The organism is Streptomyces subrutilus, assembly GCF_008704535.1.
Taxonomy (GTDB): domain Bacteria; phylum Actinomycetota; class Actinomycetes; order Streptomycetales; family Streptomycetaceae; genus Streptomyces; species Streptomyces subrutilus.
On record NZ_CP023701.1, the window covers coordinates 1920152 to 1936435 of the forward strand.

General features: G+C 70.4%; 11 protein-coding genes. 2 read left to right on the forward strand and 9 right to left on the reverse strand.

Annotated features, from left to right (window positions below):
* Nucleotides 1-41: 41 nt before the first annotated feature.
* Entirely contained in the window at nucleotides 42-929 is an 888-nt protein-coding gene (locus CP968_RS08235) for a PLL family lectin (protein WP_150517372.1), read from the reverse strand.
* Between the two features lie 383 nt (nucleotides 930-1312).
* Between CP968_RS08235 and CP968_RS08240 the strand changes: the two genes are divergently transcribed.
* A complete protein-coding gene (locus tag CP968_RS08240) occupies nucleotides 1313-2377 on the forward strand; it encodes an LCP family glycopolymer transferase (RefSeq protein WP_150517373.1) in 1065 nt (354 codons plus the stop codon).
* Nucleotides 2378-2446: 69 nt separating this feature from the next.
* Here CP968_RS08240 and CP968_RS08245 read toward each other — a convergent pair whose 3' ends face one another.
* The 6 genes from CP968_RS08245 to CP968_RS08270 form a co-directional block, all read right to left on the reverse strand.
* Nucleotides 2447-3943 (reverse strand): amino acid permease, encoded by a 1497-nt coding sequence (locus tag CP968_RS08245; RefSeq protein WP_150517374.1) that lies wholly within the window; start codon nucleotides 3941-3943, stop codon nucleotides 2447-2449.
* Between the two features lie 116 nt (nucleotides 3944-4059).
* Nucleotides 4060-5976, reverse strand: coding sequence for a 1-deoxy-D-xylulose-5-phosphate synthase (gene dxs / locus CP968_RS08250; RefSeq protein WP_150517375.1), 1917 nt, complete (start codon nucleotides 5974-5976; stop codon nucleotides 4060-4062).
* Nucleotides 5977-6228: 252 nt separating this feature from the next.
* Nucleotides 6229-7515: a sugar ABC transporter permease gene (locus tag CP968_RS08255; protein ID WP_150521808.1), complete on the reverse strand. Its 1287-nt coding sequence runs from the start codon at nucleotides 7513-7515 to the stop codon at nucleotides 6229-6231.
* A gap of 50 nt (nucleotides 7516-7565) precedes the next feature.
* Nucleotides 7566-8354, reverse strand: a complete 789-nt coding sequence (locus CP968_RS08260; RefSeq protein WP_150517376.1) for an ATP-binding cassette domain-containing protein — start codon at nucleotides 8352-8354, stop codon at nucleotides 7566-7568.
* Between the two features lie 195 nt (nucleotides 8355-8549).
* A complete protein-coding gene (locus tag CP968_RS08265) occupies nucleotides 8550-9659 on the reverse strand; it encodes a sugar ABC transporter substrate-binding protein (RefSeq protein ID WP_189828878.1) in 1110 nt (369 codons plus the stop codon).
* Between the two features lie 117 nt (nucleotides 9660-9776).
* A complete protein-coding gene (locus CP968_RS08270) occupies nucleotides 9777-10991 on the reverse strand; it encodes an ROK family transcriptional regulator (RefSeq protein ID WP_150517378.1) in 1215 nt (404 codons plus the stop codon).
* 598 nt (nucleotides 10992-11589) lie between these two features.
* On the opposite strand from CP968_RS08270, the gene mgtA reads away from it, so the two are divergent.
* Nucleotides 11590-14310 carry a magnesium-translocating P-type ATPase gene (gene mgtA, locus CP968_RS08275; RefSeq protein ID WP_150517379.1) on the forward strand — a complete coding sequence of 907 codons (2721 nt, stop codon included), beginning with the start codon at nucleotides 11590-11592 and terminating at the stop codon, nucleotides 14308-14310.
* Between the two features lie 61 nt (nucleotides 14311-14371).
* Here mgtA and CP968_RS08280 read toward each other — a convergent pair whose 3' ends face one another.
* Nucleotides 14372-15307, reverse strand: a complete 936-nt coding sequence (locus CP968_RS08280) for a carbohydrate ABC transporter permease (protein WP_150517380.1) — start codon at nucleotides 15305-15307, stop codon at nucleotides 14372-14374.
* Between the two features lie 13 nt (nucleotides 15308-15320).
* Entirely contained in the window at nucleotides 15321-16265 is a 945-nt protein-coding gene (locus tag CP968_RS08285) for a carbohydrate ABC transporter permease (protein WP_150517381.1), read from the reverse strand.
* Between the last annotated feature and the right edge of the window lie 19 nt (nucleotides 16266-16284).

Consider the following 16284-nt stretch of genomic DNA (forward strand, 5'->3'; position numbering starts at 1 on the left):
CGAGCACCCCGAGGCCCCGGCCGGGGCCTCGGGGTGCTCGGTCAGGCGCGCTGCCAGGGGCCGAACGCGAGGCCCTGCTGCGCGGTGTCCTGGCGGGTGACGGCCAGGTCGCCGTCCCGGTCCAGTGCGGCCACCACGATGCGTCCGTCGGCGTCCACGGCCACCTGGGGGCTGCGCAGTCCCTGTCCACCGAGGGAGGCCCACCAGGTGCCGTACGCCTCGTTCTCGCTGACGTAGGCGGTGAGTTCGATGTCTCCGTCGGCGCCGTTCTGGGCGAGGACGGTGCAGTCGTAGCCGCCGATGGCGGCCCGGCCGACCGCGACCTCGCCGTGGCCGCCCGCGCCGCCGAGGCCCAGCATGCCGCCCTGGATTCCCTGCTGCACGGCCCGCCAGGCCACCAGGGAGCCGTCACCGGGGTGCCGCCAGAAGAACGTCGCCCTGCGCGGACCCGTCTCGAAGGCGACCGGGATTCCGGCCAGTTGGACGGGGATCCGGTCGACGAGCCGGAACTCCCCCTTGGCCGAGCCCACCCAGCGGTCCACCCCGGCCGGGCCGGCGGCGAGGATCTGCAGGGCCCCGCCCTCCGGCATCACCGCGGCGGTTCCCCCCGGGTAGGGGTCGGGGGCTATCTGCTTCCAACCGCCCCAGGTTCCCTGCGCGTTGCGGCTGCGGCGCACGATGCCGCCGCGGCGCAGGGAGACGATCACGTGCACGGTGCCGGACCGCTGGTTGACGACGATGCGCGGCGGGCAGGCCGGACCGTCGTCCTCGGGGCCGCCCCGTACGCCGGGGACACCGAGGCCGCGCCAGTCGGTCAGGGCGCGGCCGGACTGGAACTGGGTGGCGACGGCGATTTCCGGCCTGCCGGATCCGTCCGAGGGTGTACGGAGGATAACGAAGTGAACGTATCCCTCTCGGCTCTGGGCCATGGCCGCGGTACCGGCCCAGCCCGGTGCGTCGATCTCCTCGGGCCCGGTCCATCCGGTGGCCGGATACGTCGCCTCGGTACGGCGGATGAGCCCGTGGGCTCCGCTGGAGTACGCCGTCAGGCGCCCGTCGGCGCCTCTGAACAGCCATTTTCCACTGGGGGCCGCAGGGCTCGGGGAGACGGGTTCGCCGGGCGCCGCATGCTGTTCACCACGTGCCGGATGAGTGGGCCGGCCGCCGCCCCTGCCTCGGTTCACGACGCCGTCCGTCCTTCCGCACTGTGCTGTCCCCGGTGGGCGCGGCCGCTCCGGTCCACCCCCGGACCGGCCCACTCGAAAGTCTGTCTATTATTCACACTCATCTATAGCAGAAGGGCTCTGCCTCCATGACCGACCAGCCCGCCGCTTCCCCGCGCTCCGCCCGGCGCAAGCCGCGACGCGGCAAGCGCGTCCTGTGGATCGTCCTGCTGTCGGTCGCGGGACTGATCGTCGCGGCCGGCGGAGCCGGATGGTGGATGTACAGCAGCCTCAACGGCAACATCTCCAGCGTCGACCTGGACCAGGCACTCGGCGACAACCGGCCGAAGAAGGTCGTCGCCGGGGCGCAGAACGTCCTCGTGCTCGGTTCCGACTCCCGCGCCGGTGCCAACGCCGACCTCGACCACGGCGACGTGAGCGGCGCCCGGTCCGACACCACGATGCTGGTGCACATACCCGAGGGCCGGGCCAAGGCGACCGCGATCAGCATTCCGCGCGACACCCTGGTGACCCGGCCCGAGTGCAAGGGCGACGACGGCAAGACGGTCCCGGAGCAGAAGCGGGCCATGTTCAACAGCATCTACAGCACCGGCGGTCCGGCCTGCGTGGTCAAGACCGTGGAGTCGATGTCCGGCGTCCGCGTCGACCACTTCGTCGAGGTGGACTTCGCCGGCTTCAAGGGCCTGGTGGACGCGCTCGGCGGAGTCACCGTCACCCTGGACAAGCCGATGAGCGGCGAGAAGGGCGGCCTCAAACTGGACGCGGGCACGCACCGGCTCAACGGCACCGACTCCCTGAAGTTCGTCCGGACCCGCTACGGCTACGGCGACGGCAGCGACCTCGGGCGCATAGGCCTCCAGCAGCAGTTCATGATGGCGATGCTGTCCGAGGTCAAGAAGCAGGACGCGCTCGGCAACCCGGCCCGGCTCTACAAGCTCGCGGACGCCGGCACCAAGTCGCTGACCACGGACTCCGACCTCGCCTCGCTCACCGCGCTGTCCGACTTCGCGCAGAGCATGAAGGGCGTGGACCCGGACACCATGGAGACGGTGATGCTGCCCGTCGCCTACGACAAGGTGGACCGCAACCGCGTGATCGTGGCGGAGCCGCAGGCGACCCAGCTGTGGGAGGCCCTGCGCACCGACCAGAAGATCCCGGCCTCCGCGAAGAAGTCCCCTGCCACCGGCGGCTGACGCGGCCCGCGCACGCGGGGGCGGCCCCGTACGGCACGCCCCGTACGGGCCCGCCCCCGCGTGCGCGGCCTAGAACTCGGCGTCGGGGCCCGAGCGGCCCAGCCGGCTGTGGCTGCGGCCGTACAGGAAGTAGACGGCGATGCCGATCACCATCCAGATCGCGAACCGCAGCCAGGTCTCGGTCGGCAGGTTGAGCATCAGCCAGACCGAGGCCGCGATCGACACGACCGGCACCAGCGGCACCAGCGGGGTGCGGAACGCCCGCGGCAGGTCGGGCCGGGTGCGGCGCAGGATGATCACGCCGAGGGCGACGACGACGAAGGCGAACAGGGTGCCGATGTTCACCAGGGTCGCGAGCTCGTTGATGCTGGTGAAGCCGGCGACGACGGCGATGATCACGCCGAGCAGGACGGTCGGCCGGTAGGGCGTCTGGAACCTCGGGTGGGTACGGGAGAAGAAGCGCGGCAGCAGGCCGTCGCGGCTCATGGCGAAGAACACCCGGGTCTGGCCCAGCAGCAGGATCATGCAGACCGTGACCAGGCCGATGGCGGCTCCGAAGCTGATGATGTCGCCGTACACGGGATGGCCGGCGGCTTCGAAGGCGTCGGCCAGTGGGGCGCTCACGGACAGCTCGGTGTAGTGCTGCATGCCGGTGACCACGAGCGAGACCGCCACGTACAGCACGGTGCAGATCAGCAGCGAGCCCAGGATGCCGCGGGGCATGTCGCGCTGCGGCAGCTTGGTCTCCTCGGCGGCCGTCGCGACGACGTCGAAGCCGATGAAGGCGAAGAAGACCACGGAGGCGGCGGTGAAGATGCCCATGACGCCGAAGTTGGTCGGCGTGAACCCGAACATCAGCTGGACCAGGGGCGCGTCGAGTCCCCCGCCGCCCTGCTGGGGCACGGCCTCGGGGATGAAGGGCCGGTAGTTGCTGCCCTTGATGAAGAACACGCCCGCGACGATCACGATGAGCACCACGGTCACCTTGATCGCGACGACGACCGTGGTGATCCGTGCGGAGAGCTTCACGCCGACGACCAGGACCGCCGTGAGGACCAGGACCAGCACGAAGGCCAGCAGGTCGAACGTGCCGCCCGGCACGTCCGGCCCCTCCAGCGCGGCCGGGAGGTTGATCCCGGCGTTGTCCATCAGCGAGCGCACGTACCCCGACCAGCCGACCGCGACGACCGCGGTGCCCAGCGCGAACTCCAGCACCAGGTCCCAGCCGATGATCCACGCGGGCAGCTCGCCGATCGAGGCGTACGAGAAGGTGTACGCCGAACCGGCGACGGGGACCGTCGAGGCGAATTCGGCGTAGCACAGGGCTGCCAGGGCGCAGACGATGCCCGCGACGACGAAGGCCAGGGCGGTGGCGGGCCCGGCGGTCTCCTTGGCGACCTTGCCCGTCAGGACGAAGATGCCGGTGCCGATGATGACGCCGACGCCGAAGACGGTCAGGTCCCAGGCGGAGAGGGACTTGCGCAGTGCGTGGTCCGGCTCCTCCGTGTCGCGGATGGACTGCTCCACGGATTTCGTACGGAAGGGGCTCTTCAGATCCTTGCTCACCGACGCACCTCCGACAGGCTACGCACGCACGTGACGCTCAAGAAGCAGGCCGGGAGGCCACCCCTACAGGGTGGGCCTCCCGGCCTGCGGCGTGCAACCGCGCGTGGGTCCGCGCGTCAGTCGACGGTGGCCGCCGGCTCGTTCTCGTAGCGCCCGTCGAGCTTGGCCACCAGGCCGGTGACCTGACGGGCGATGTCCGGGGCGGTCAGGCCGATCTCGGCCATGATCTCCTTGCGCAGCGCGTGGTCGAGGAAGCGCTGCGGGATGCCGAAGTCGCGCAGCGGCACGTCGACGCCCGCGTCGCGCAGGGCCTGCGACACCGCGGCGCCCACGCCGCCGGTGCGGCCGTTGTCCTCGACGGTGACGACCACGCGGTGGCCGTCGGCGAGCGGGGCCAGGGCCTCGTCCACCGGCTTGACCCAGCGGGGGTCGACGACGGTCGAGCTGATGCCCTGCTTGTCGAGGAGATCGGCGATCTCCAGGCACATCGGGGCGAGCGCGCCGACCGAGACGATCAGTACGTCCGGCCGGGTGACCTCGGGGGCCGGGGAGCGCAGCACGTCCATGCCGCCGATCCGGCCGACGGCGGGGACGGCCGGGCCGACGACGCCCTTGGAGTACCGCACGACCGTGGGGGCGTCCTCGACCGCGACGGCCTCGCGGAGCTGGGCGCGCAGCTGCTCGGCGTCGCGCGGGGCGGCCAGCCGCAGGCCGGGGACGACCTGGAGGATGGACATGTCCCACATGCCGTTGTGCGAGGCGCCGTCGTCACCGGTGACCCCGGCCCGGTCCAGGACGAAGGTGACCCCGCACTTGTGCAGGGCCACGTCCATCAGGACCTGGTCGAAGGCGCGGTTGAGGAAGGTCGCGTAGACCGCGAAGACCGGGTGCACGCCGCCGCTGGCCAGGCCGGCCGCGGAGGTGGCCCCGTGCTGCTCGGCGATGCCGACGTCGAAGATGCGGTCCGGGTAGGCGTCCGCGAACTTCTTCAGGCCGACCGGCTGCAGCATGGCCGCGGTGATCGCGACGATGTCCTTGCGGTCCTTGCCGAGCTTGACCATCTCGTCGGCGAAGACGGAGGTCCAGCTGGCCGCGGCGGTCTTGACCGGCAGGCCGGTGTCCGGGTGGATCACGCCGACCGCGTGGAAGCGGTCCGCCTCGTCCTGGACGGCCGGCTCGTAGCCCCGGCCCTTCTGGGTGAGGCAGTGCACGATGACCGGGCCGCCGAAGCGCTTGGCGCGCTGGAGGGCCGATTCCAGGGCCTCGATGTCGTGGCCGTCGATGGGGCCGACGTACTTGAGGCCGAGGTCCTCGAACATGCCCTGCGGGGCGATGAAGTCCTTGAGGCCCTTCTTGGCGCCGTGCAGGGTCTCGTAGAGCGGCTTCCCGACGACGGGGGTGCGCTCCAGGAGGTCCTTGCCGCGGGCCAGGAAGCGCTCGTAGCCGTCCGTGGTGCGCAGGGTGGCCAGGTGGTTGGCGAGGCCGCCGATGGTGGGGCCGTAGGAGCGCTCGTTGTCGTTGACGACGATGACCAGCGGGCGGTCCTTGGCGGCGGCGATGTTGTTCAGCGCCTCCCAGGCCATGCCGCCGGTCAGGGCTCCGTCGCCGATGACGGCGGCGACGTGGTGGTCCTCGCGGCCGAGCACCTCGTTGGCCTTGGCGAAGCCGTCGGCCCAGCCGAGCACGGTGGAGGCGTGCGAGTTCTCGATCACGTCGTGCTCGGACTCGGCGCGCGAGGGGTAGCCGGAGAGGCCGCCCTTGGTGCGCAGGCCGCCGAAGTCCTGGCGGCCGGTGAGCAGCTTGTGGACGTAGGCCTGGTGGCCGGTGTCGAAGAGGACCTTGTCCTTGGGCGAGTCGAAGACCCGGTGCAGGGCGATCGTCAGTTCGACCACCCCGAGGTTGGGGCCGAGGTGCCCGCCGGTCTTGGAGACGGCGTCGACGAGGAAGGACCTGATCTCCGCGGCGAGCTGGTCGAGCTCCTCCCTGCCGAGCCGGTCCAGATCGCGCGGTCCCTTGATGCGGGTCAGCAGCACCCGTGCCTCCTTGCAGTTGCTTGCTGGTCTGTCGAGTCTAATCTTCCGCTCGCGGGTGCGGTCATCGGGCCGTCCCGGGGGCGTCACGCCTTTGTCATACATGTACACACCGCCCCCCGGTCACACATCCCGAACGGGCGTATACCCGCACAGCTGTACGCACATGTGTACGCGCGGATGCCCGGCGCCACCGGGGGTGGCGCCGGGCACTGTGACCGGTCTTACGGGCGGATGCCGCTTCCGGGCGCGCGGTCAGGCGCGTCCGGCGGTCTTCTGGGTCTTGCGCGTGATCGAGTCGATCACCACGGTGGCCAGCAGCACCGCACCGGTGATCATGTACTGGATCGGGGTCGCGATGCCCTCCAGGGCCAGACCGTACTGGATCGAGGTGATCACCATGACGCCGAGGAGGGCGTTCCAGGTGCGACCCCGGCCGCCGAAGAGGCTGGTGCCGCCGATGACGGCCGCCGCGATGACGTTCATCAGCAGGTCGCCGGCGCCGGCGCTCTGGTTGGCCGCCGCGATCTTGGAGGCCCAGAAGAGCCCGCCGATCGCGGCGAAGGTCCCGGCGATCGCGAAGACCGTGATCCGGACCCGGTTGACGTTGATGCCCGCCCGCCGGGATGCCTCGACGCTGCCGCCGAGGGCGAAGACCTGGCGGCCGAAGGAGGTGCGGCGCAGCAGGAAGTCCGTACCGACCAGGGCGAGCACGAAGAGCACCACGGCGAGCGGCAGGCCCTTGTACTGGTTGAACACCACGGCGGGGCCGAAGGTGAACAGCGCCAGCAGCCCGGTGCGGAGCAGGATCTCGCCCAGCGGACGCGAGGGCACCCCGGCGGCGGCGCGGCGGCGCGCGTCGAAGTGCGTGGCCAGGAAGTACCCCGCCACCGCGAGGGCGGCCAAGGCGTAGCCGACGGCCACGTCCGAGAAGAAGTACGTGGTCAGCTTGCCGACGACGCCCTCGGAGTCGAGGTTGATGGTGCCGTTGCTGCCGAGGATCTGCAGCATGGCGCCGGACCAGAAGAGCAGGCCCGACAGGGTGACGGCGAAGGCCGGGGCGCCGATCCGGGCGAAGAAGAAGCCGTGGACGGAGCCGATCAGGGCGCCGCCCGCGATCGCTCCGAGGATCGCCAGCCACTCGTTCACGCCGTGCGTGACCGACAGCACCGCGACGATCGCGCCGGAGACGCCGCTGACCGAGCCGACCGAGAGGTCGATCTCGCCGAGCAGCAGCACGAAGATGATGCCGACGGCCATCATGCCGGTGGCGGTCATCGTGATCGCGATGTTGGTGAGGTTCTCCGGGGAGAGGAAGTTGGCGTTCAGCCCCTGGAAGATGCCCCAGATGATGATCAGGCCGAGGACGACCGGGATCGAGCCCAGGTCGCCGGCCTTCATCTTGCGGCCGAACTCGCCGAGGTATCCGGCGAGCCCCTGTTCGCGGACGAGCAGGCGCGGGTCCACGGCGGGGATCGCGGCCGCGGCGGCCGCGGGATTGACGACCGCCCGTTCGTCGGCGGTGTCGGCCGGCTTGCGCAGCGGATCCGCGGCCGACTGCGGGAGCGGGTCTGCGGCTGGGTTCTCGGTGCTCACTTGCGGGCCTCCCCGGTACGGGCCGCGCGGCGGGTCACGGCGTTGTCCGTGGCTCCCGTGATGGCGGAGATGATCTCTTCCTGCGAGGTGTCGGCGACGGTGAAGACGCCGTTGTTGCGGCCCAGCCGCAGGACCGCCACCTTGTCGGCGACGGCCTTCACATCGGCCATGTTGTGGCTGATGAGGATCACGGCGTGGCCGCGCTCGCGCAGCCGCTCCACGAGGTCGAGGACCTGTGCGGTCTGCTCGACGCCCAGGGCGGCGGTGGGCTCGTCGAGGATGACGAGCTGCGGCTCGCCGAGCATCGAGCGGGCGATCGCCACGGTCTGGCGCTGGCCGCCGGAGAGCGAGGCGATGGGGATCCGGACACTGGGGATCCGGATGGACAGGGTGGTCAGGAGCTCGCGGGCGCGCCGCTCCATCTCCACCTCGTCGAGGATGCCGCGGCGCTTGAGCTCGCGGCCGAGGAAGAGGTTGCCGACGACGTCGATGTTGTCGCACAGCGCGAGGTCCTGGTAGACGGTCGCGATGCCGAGGCTCTGGGCGTCGTGGGGCTTGCCGATGGAGACCGGGCGGCCCTGCCATTCGATGACGCCGTCATCGATGGGGTGCACGCCGGCGATCGTCTTGACCAGCGTGGACTTGCCGGCGCCGTTGTCGCCGACGAGGGCGACCACCTCACCGGAGTGGATCTCGAGTTCTACGTCGGTCAGGGCCTGAACGGCGCCGAACCGCTTCGAGACCCCTCGCAACGCCAGCACGGGCGCAGCGGACACATGAACCATCTCCTTCGCCGCCTGACCGGCGGGGATGTCGTGCAGAAGAGCAGGAGCGGGGCGAATGGGGGGGTGGGACTGGAGAGTGGAGCCGAAGAAAGGCGGGGAAACGTTTCTGCCCGGCGCCCCGCGGGTGGCGGGGTAAGAATGGGCGGGACGCCGGGCAGGCGCGGGGGCCGCCGCGCGCGGGCGGCGGCGGGGGCCTTACTTCAGGCCGGCGGCGGCGCAGGCGGCCGCGTACTTGTCGGTGCAGATCTCTTCGATCGTGTACACGGCGTCCTTGACGACCGTGTCCTTGATGTTGCTCTTGGTGAGCGAGACGACCGGGATCAGCACGGACGGCACGGCCTGCGTGGTCGGGCTGTCGACCTTCTGGTTCACGATGCCGTCGATCTTCTCGCCCTTGGCGAGGGCGACGGCCATCTCCGCGGCGGCGGCGGCCTCGGGCGCGTACGGCTTGTAGACGCTCATGAACTGCTCGCCCGCCACGATCCGCTGCACACCGGCGAGTTCGGCGTCCTGACCGGTGACCGGGGGCAGGGTGGACAGGCCGGCCGCCTTGAGGGCGGTGATGATGCCGCCGGCCATGCCGTCGTTGGCGGAGTAGACGCCGACGATCTTGTCCTTGCCCAGCGCCGAGAGGGCGGCCGCCATGTTGGTGTTGGCGTTCTCCGGCTTCCACTCGACGGTGTCGTACTCCTTGCCGACGGTCACCTTGCCGTCGAGGACGGAGTGCGCACCGGACTTGAAGAGCTTGGCGTTCGGGTCGGTCACCGAGCCGTTCATCATGACGATCTGGCCGTCCTTGGCCTTGTCGCCGAGCGCCTCCAGCAGCGCCTTGCCCTGGACCTTGCCGACCTCTTCGTTGTCGAAGGAGGTGTACGCGTCGATCGGGCCCTCGGCCAGGCGGTCGTAGGCCACGACCGGGATGCCGGCCTCCTTGGCCTTCTTGACCGAGCCGGCTATCGCCTTGGAGTCCACCGCGTCCACGATGAGGACGTTCACCTTGTTGGTGATCATCGTGTCGACCTGGGAGTTCTGCGTGGTGGCGTCCTGCTTGGCGTTGGCGTAGACGACCTCGCCCTTGCCGCCCGTGAGTTCGGCGACCTTCTTCTCGATCAGCGGCTTGTCGAACTTCTCGTACCGCGCCGTCTGGTTCTCCGGCAGCAGCAGGCCGACCTTGATCGCGTCGCCGACGGCGGCGGAGTCCTTGGGCTTGTCTCCGGCCTCCTTCGCGCTGCCACAAGCGGCAAGCGAAACGGCCATGGCGCCGGCGGCAACGGCTACGGCGGCTCTACGCATACGCGTGTTCATTACTTGAACCTCCCTGACGAGGCCGCAACGCTGCGGCCGAGGTGGATGTGAGTCAACCCCGGCCGCGTTTTGCCGTCAAGGAGTGAATCCTTAACGAGATGACAACGGTGCCATCCGTTATCTACCTGAAGACAAGATGGCGGGAGCCCGCACCCCGCTCGCATGGTCCGACAAAAGCGTCGAATCACCCATCTCGCTGAGGACGAGGGCCAGCGCGCCCAACACCTCGGCCCGCCCGCCCAGCGAACCCGTGAGGACCGACAACTGCCGGGCCGCGCTGGGGATCGCGTACCTCCCCACTGATTCACGGATGGGGGCCAGGACGAGTTCACCGGCGTCCGCGAGGGAGCCGCCCAGGACCACCCGGCTCGGGTTCAGCAGGTTGCACAGGCTGGCCACGCCGCTGCCGATGTGGCGGCCCACGTCCGTGATGACCCGGCGGCAGCCCGGGTCCCCGCCGCGGGCCAGCTCCACCACCTGTTCCATCGTCAACTCCGGTCCGTGCGTGCCCTGGAGGAGCGGCAGCACGTAGCGCGCGGCGGCGAAGGTCTCCAGGCAGCCGCGGTTGCCGCAGCGGCAGACGGGGCCCGACTCGTCCAGGGTGATGTGGCCTATCTCCCCGGCGGTGCCGCCCGGCCCGCGGTAGATCTCCCCGTTGATCACCAGCCCCGCGCCGACCCCGCTGGCGACCTTGATGTACGCGAGGTCCTTGACCCCGCGGCCGCTCCCCCACACCAGCTCGCCGAGGGCCCCCAGGTTCGCGTCGTTGTCCACGTAGACCGGCACGCCGAGCCGCCGCGAGAGCTCCTGGCGGGGGTTGATGCCCGCCCAGCCCGGCAGGATCGCGGTCGAGCCCAGCGTCCCGGACTCCACGTCGATCGGACCCGGGACGCCCAGGCCGACGCCGATGACCTTCTCCAGACCCACCCCGACGTCCGCGACCAGCCGGCCGACCAGGGTCTCGGCCCGGTCGAAGCCGTCCGTCCACGACGCGTCGACGTCCAGCGGCTCGGATTCCTCGGCCAGCACCCGGTGGGCCAGGTTCCCCACCGCGACCCGCAGGTGGGTATGGCCGAAATCCACGCCTATGACGATGCCGGCGTCGCCGCTGAGCGAGACGCTGCGCGCCCGCCGGCCGCCGGCGGAGGTGTCGGTGACCTCGACGGTCCCCCCGTCCTTCAGCTCCCGGACGATGTTGGAGACCGTGGCCGCCGACAGTCCGGTGGCGCGGGCGATCTCCGCCTGGGTCAGCGATCCCGCGAGCCGCACCGCCCGCACGACCCGTTCCAGATTCGCGCGATGCAGCGAGGACTGCGATCCGGGAGTCTGCACGACTCATCCACTCCTGCCCATAAGCGACGGCCAGCCGTCGCCCCCCGGCCGGGCCCCTGCGGCTGCACGCTCCGAGACCCCGGCGTCTCTCCAACTTGTGAACCTTAAGTCGAGCCTTTGCGCATCCTGACGTCAAGAGGCTGACGCAGCACGAATCGGCCACTACCGGCCACAAGAGGGAGGGAACGGTCGGGGAGATCGTGCTACGGTCGCCAGGGCGCCGGTCCTCTGCGGCCTTCCGGCCGGACCGGGCGCCACGTCATGACAGCGCTGCGCGAGGAGGTGTTCGGGATGAGTCCCGATCGAAGTCCTCGCAGCGCCCTCCTCGGCTGATCCGTTGACCGGCTGACCCCTTCCCGAGCGCGCGCCGCCGCGGCACTCCCGCCGGCTCCGTGCGCTTCCGCGTACCCTCCTTCCCCCTTTTCCGCTTCCCTCCCCCCCTTCCTTCCGCATGCCCCGACGGCACCGTCGGGGGTGCGCCCCCATGCCCTCCGGCGTGCCCGCGGCCCCTACGGCGCCGCTGCGCGCCCACCCCCCATCACTCCACGTGACCGGGCGGCTCCGCGCTGCCCGGGGACCGTGGAAGGAGGCCATTGCCATGACCATGCTGACCCCCCGCACCCCCTCCCCGCTCGCACCGCCGGGCCGGGGCCGCCGCGAGCGCAAGGCCGCCGAGCTCGCGCTGCGCACCCGGCTCGCCGCCGAACGCCTCACCGCGGCCGGCGCCCGACCGGCCGCCGAGGCCCTTCGGGCCGCCGACTCCTCCGCCGACGGCCTCACCCACGCCGAGGCGGCCCGGCGCCTGGAGCGCCACGGGCCCAACGCCGTCGCCCGGGAGCGGGCCCCGCGCTGGTACCTCCAGCTGGCGAAGGCCTACGCCAACCCGTTCATCGCCGTCCTCGTCCTCCTCGCCGCCGTCATGTACGCACAGGACCCCGCGGACCCGGGCGTCGTCATCCTGTCCGTGATGGTGGGCGTCAGCGGACTGCTGCGCTTCTGGCAGGAGTTCCGCTCGGGGCGGGCCGCCGACGCGCTGAAGCGGCTCGTCACCACCACCTGCGCGGTGCGGCGGCGGGCCGGCGGCGGCTGCGTGCCCACCACCGTCGAGGTGCCGGTGGACCGGGTGGTCCCGGGCGACCTGGTGAAGCTGGCGGCGGGCGACCTGGTCCCCGCCGACCTGCGGCTGGTGGCCTCCAAGGACCTGATGGTCTCCCAGGCCGCCCTGTCCGGCGAGTCCCTGCCCGTCGCCAAGGCCGACGTCCGGCCCGACGACCTCGGCCGCCCGGGCGCCGACGACCCGGTCGAGGCGGAGAACCTGGCGCTGATGGGGACCTCGGTCACCTCCGGTACCGCGTCCGGGGTGGTCGTGGCGACGGGCTGCGACACCTACTTCGGTTCCATGGCCGGCTCGCTGGTCGGCGAGCGCCCGCAGACCAACTTCGACACCGGGGTGCGCAAGGTCGGCTTCCTGCTGGTCCGCTTCATGCTCGTCATGGTCCCGGTCGTCTTCGTGGTCAACGGGGTCACCAAGGGCGACTGGGACGAGGCCCTCCTCTTCGGCATCGCCGTGGCGGTCGGTCTGACCCCGGAGATGCTGCCGATGGTCGTCTCCGCCAACCTGGCGCGCGGCGCGGTCGCCATGTCCCGGCGCAAGGTCGTCGTGAAGCGGCTGAACGCCATCCAGAACCTGGGCGCGATGGACGTGCTCTGCACGGACAAGACCGGCACCCTCACCGAGGACCGGATCGTCCTGGACCGCTGCCTCGACGTGCACGGCGAGGCGGACGAGGAGGTCCTGGAGTACGGCTACCTCAACGCGCACTTCCAGACCGGGCTGCGCAACCTGATGGACCGGGCGGTCGTCGACCGCGTCGGCGAGGCCGAGGAGGTTGTCGTCGACGCACGGTTCTCGATGGTCGACGAGATCCCCTTCGACTTCGCCCGGCGCCGGATGTCCGTGGTCCTCGCCCGCACCTCCCCGGGGGACGGCGCCGGCCGCACCGAGCACGTCGTCATCACCAAGGGCGCCGTCGAAGAGGTCCTGGACCGGTGCACCCACCTGCTGGACCGCGGCCGGACGGTCGGGCTGACCGGGCGGCTGCGACGCGACGCCGCCCGCGTCGCCGAGGAGAACAACCGGCAGGGCCTGCGCGTCCTGGCCGTCGCGACCCGTACGGTCGCCGTCCCGCGCGACACCTACACCGTCGCGGACGAGGACGGCCTCACCCTGGTCGGCTTCCTCGCCTTCCTCGACCCGCCGAAGGCCGACGCCGCGCGGGCCCTGCGGGGCCTGGCCGACAAGGGCATCGCGGTCAAGGTGGTCACGGGCGACAACGACCTCGTCGCCGCCCGGGTCTGCGCGGACGTCGGCCTCGACGTCGGCCGGGTGGTGCTCGGCGCCGAGACCGAGGCCCTCGACGAGGGGGCGCTGCGCGCGCTGGCCGCCGGTACGACGGTCTTCGCCAAGGTCAACCCGGTGCAGAAGGCGCGCATCGTCCGGGCCCTGCGGTCCGGCGGGCACACGGTCGGGTTCCTCGGGGACGGCATCAACGACGCGGCCGCGCTGCGCGACGCGGATGTCGGCATCTCGGTGGACACCGCCGTCGACATCGCCAAGGAGTCGGCGGACATCATCCTGCTGGAGAAGGACCTGACCGTCCTGGAGCAGGGCGTGCTCCAGGGCCGGACCACCTTCGGCAACACCGTCAAGTACATCAAGATGACGGCGTCGTCGAACTTCGGGAACGTCTTCTCGGTGCTGGTCGCGAGCGCCTTCATCCCCTTCCAGCCGATGCCCGCGATCATGCTGCTGGTCCAGAACCTGGTCTACGACCTCGCGCAGCTGGCCACGCCGTGGGACCGGATGGACGAGGAGTACCTGCGCAGGCCCCGCAACTGGGACGCCCGGGGCATCGGCCGCTTCATGGTGGCCATCGGGCCCGTCAGCTCCGTCTTCGACATCTCGATGTTCCTGGTCATGTGGCACGTCTTCGGTGCCGACAGCGAAGCGGACCAGGCGCTCTTCCAGTCCGGCTGGTTCGTCGAGGGGCTGCTCTCGCAGACCCTGATCGTCCACATGATCCGCACCCGGAAGATCCCCTTCGTCCAGTCCCGGGCCTCGTGGCCGGTGATGGCGGCGACCGTCCTCGCGGTGCTGACCGGGCTCTGGCTGCCCTTCTCGCCGCTGGCCGCCCCGCTGGGGTTCGTCGCCCTGCCCGCGGGTTACTTCCCGTGGCTGATCGGCGTGCTCCTCGCCTACTGCACGCTCACCCAGTTCGTGAAGAACCGGTACGTGCGCCGGTTCGGCGGCTGGCTCTGAGCGGCCGGCCGCGCCGGGCCCGGTCCGGGTCCGGCGCGGCCGGGGGCGCGCTCGCGGGGGCCTACTTGAGGGTGGCCGAGGTCAGGCCGGCCTGGATCTGGCGCTGGAAGGAGAGGTAGACGGCGAGCATCGGGATGATCGCGATGGTCGCGCCGGCGAACAGCACCGGCAGGTCCGTCTCGTACCCCATCTGCTGCTGGAGCTGGATGAGGCCCTGGGTGAGCATGTAGCGCTCGGGGTCCTCGCTCGTCTGCGGCTGCATGAGCACCGCGGGCAGGATGTACTGGTTCCACTGCCCCAGCACGTTGAATATTCCGACGCTGATCAGGCCGGGCTTGGCCATGGGCAGCATCACCTGGAAGAAGATCCGGGTGTCGGAGGCCCCGTCGATGACCGCCGCCTCGTACACCGCCGTCGGCAGGGTCCGGAAGAAGGAGTGCATGAAGAAGACGGTGAACGGCAGCGAGTAGGCGATGTAGACCAGGATCAGGCCCTGGTAGGTGTTCAGCATGTCGAACCGCTTGACCATGAAGAACAGCGGGACGAGCGCCAGGAAGACGGGGAACATGGCTCCGCTGACGAAGAAGTAGTAGACGGGCCGGTTGCCCCGGAACGGGTAGCGGGCCAGTACGTACGCGGCCATGGAGCCGAACAGCATGGTCAGCGGGACCGAGAACACCAGGACGATGACGGTGTGGGCGAAGTAGCCCCCGATGCCCTTGTCCCAGGCCCGCGAGAAGGCGTCGAAGTGCCAGTTGGAGGGCCAGCTCAGGGCCGAGCCGCCGATCTGCGCATCGGTCTTGAACGAGCCGAGGACGAGCCAGATCAGGGGCAGCACGATCATTATCGCCCAGAGGGCGAGGAAGCCGTGCGAGAAGACGTTGAGGACCATGCCGTCGGCGCGGCGCTTCTCCCGCTCCTTCGCCTGTCCGGCTCCCCCGGAGCGCTCCGCGGGGGCCTCGCCCGGAGCCTTGATCACTGTGGACTCTGCGGTCATCGTGGAACTCCGCTCAGAACTCGATGCGCTCGCGGCGGGTGGCGCGCAGCGTGACGACGGAGAGGATCATGGTCAGGGTGAGCATGACCACGCCCATGGCGCAGGCGTATCCGCTCTTGCCGAAGTACAGGAAGTTGCGCATCAGCACCGTCGCCATGACCTCGCTGTGGTGGTCGGGTCCGCCGCCGAACTGGCCGGAGGTCATGGTCGACACCAGCACGAACATGTCCATCGCGGCGATGCCCAGGTAGACCGCGGAGGTCTGCACAGAATCCCACAGCAGGGGCAGGGTGACCCTGAAGAACGTCTGGGCGCGTCCGGCGCCGTCGAGCAGCGCCGCCTCGTAGATGTCCTTGGGCACGGTCTGCATGGCCGCGGAGAAGAGGACGAGGTAGAAGCCGACGCCGTGCCAGACGACCACGAAGAGCAGGCACCAGAGCACGAAGTTCGGCTCGTTGAGCCATTCGACGGGGTGCTGGGGGTCGACGACGCCCAGCTTGACGAGGAAGCCGTTGAGCAGGCCGCCCTCGTCGCTGCGGTAGATCGCGCCGAAGAGCACGGCGAGGATCGCGAGGGAGAGGACCTGCGGGAAGAAGTAGATGACCTTGTACCAGCGCGAGCCGCTGACGCCCTGCACTCCGCCGGCCCCGCCGCGCCCTCCCGCGTTCACCATGAAGGCGAAGAAGAGGGCGAGCAGGATGGTGATCACCGGGACGAACACCAGGAGCAGCAGGTTGTGCCACAGCGCGCCGCGGAAGACCTCGTCCTTCATCAGGGCCGCGTAGTTGTCCACGCCGACGAAGTCGAAGGTCGGCGACTGGCCGGTCCAGTTGGTGAAGGAATATCCGAATGTCTGAACGTACGGCCAGATGACGAAGGTCAAATACAGTGCGAGTGGCGCGATGAGGAAGCCGGCGATGAAGCCGCCCTTCCCCCTTCCCTGGGCTACGTGGCTCATGGTGTCCGTCCCTGGTGTT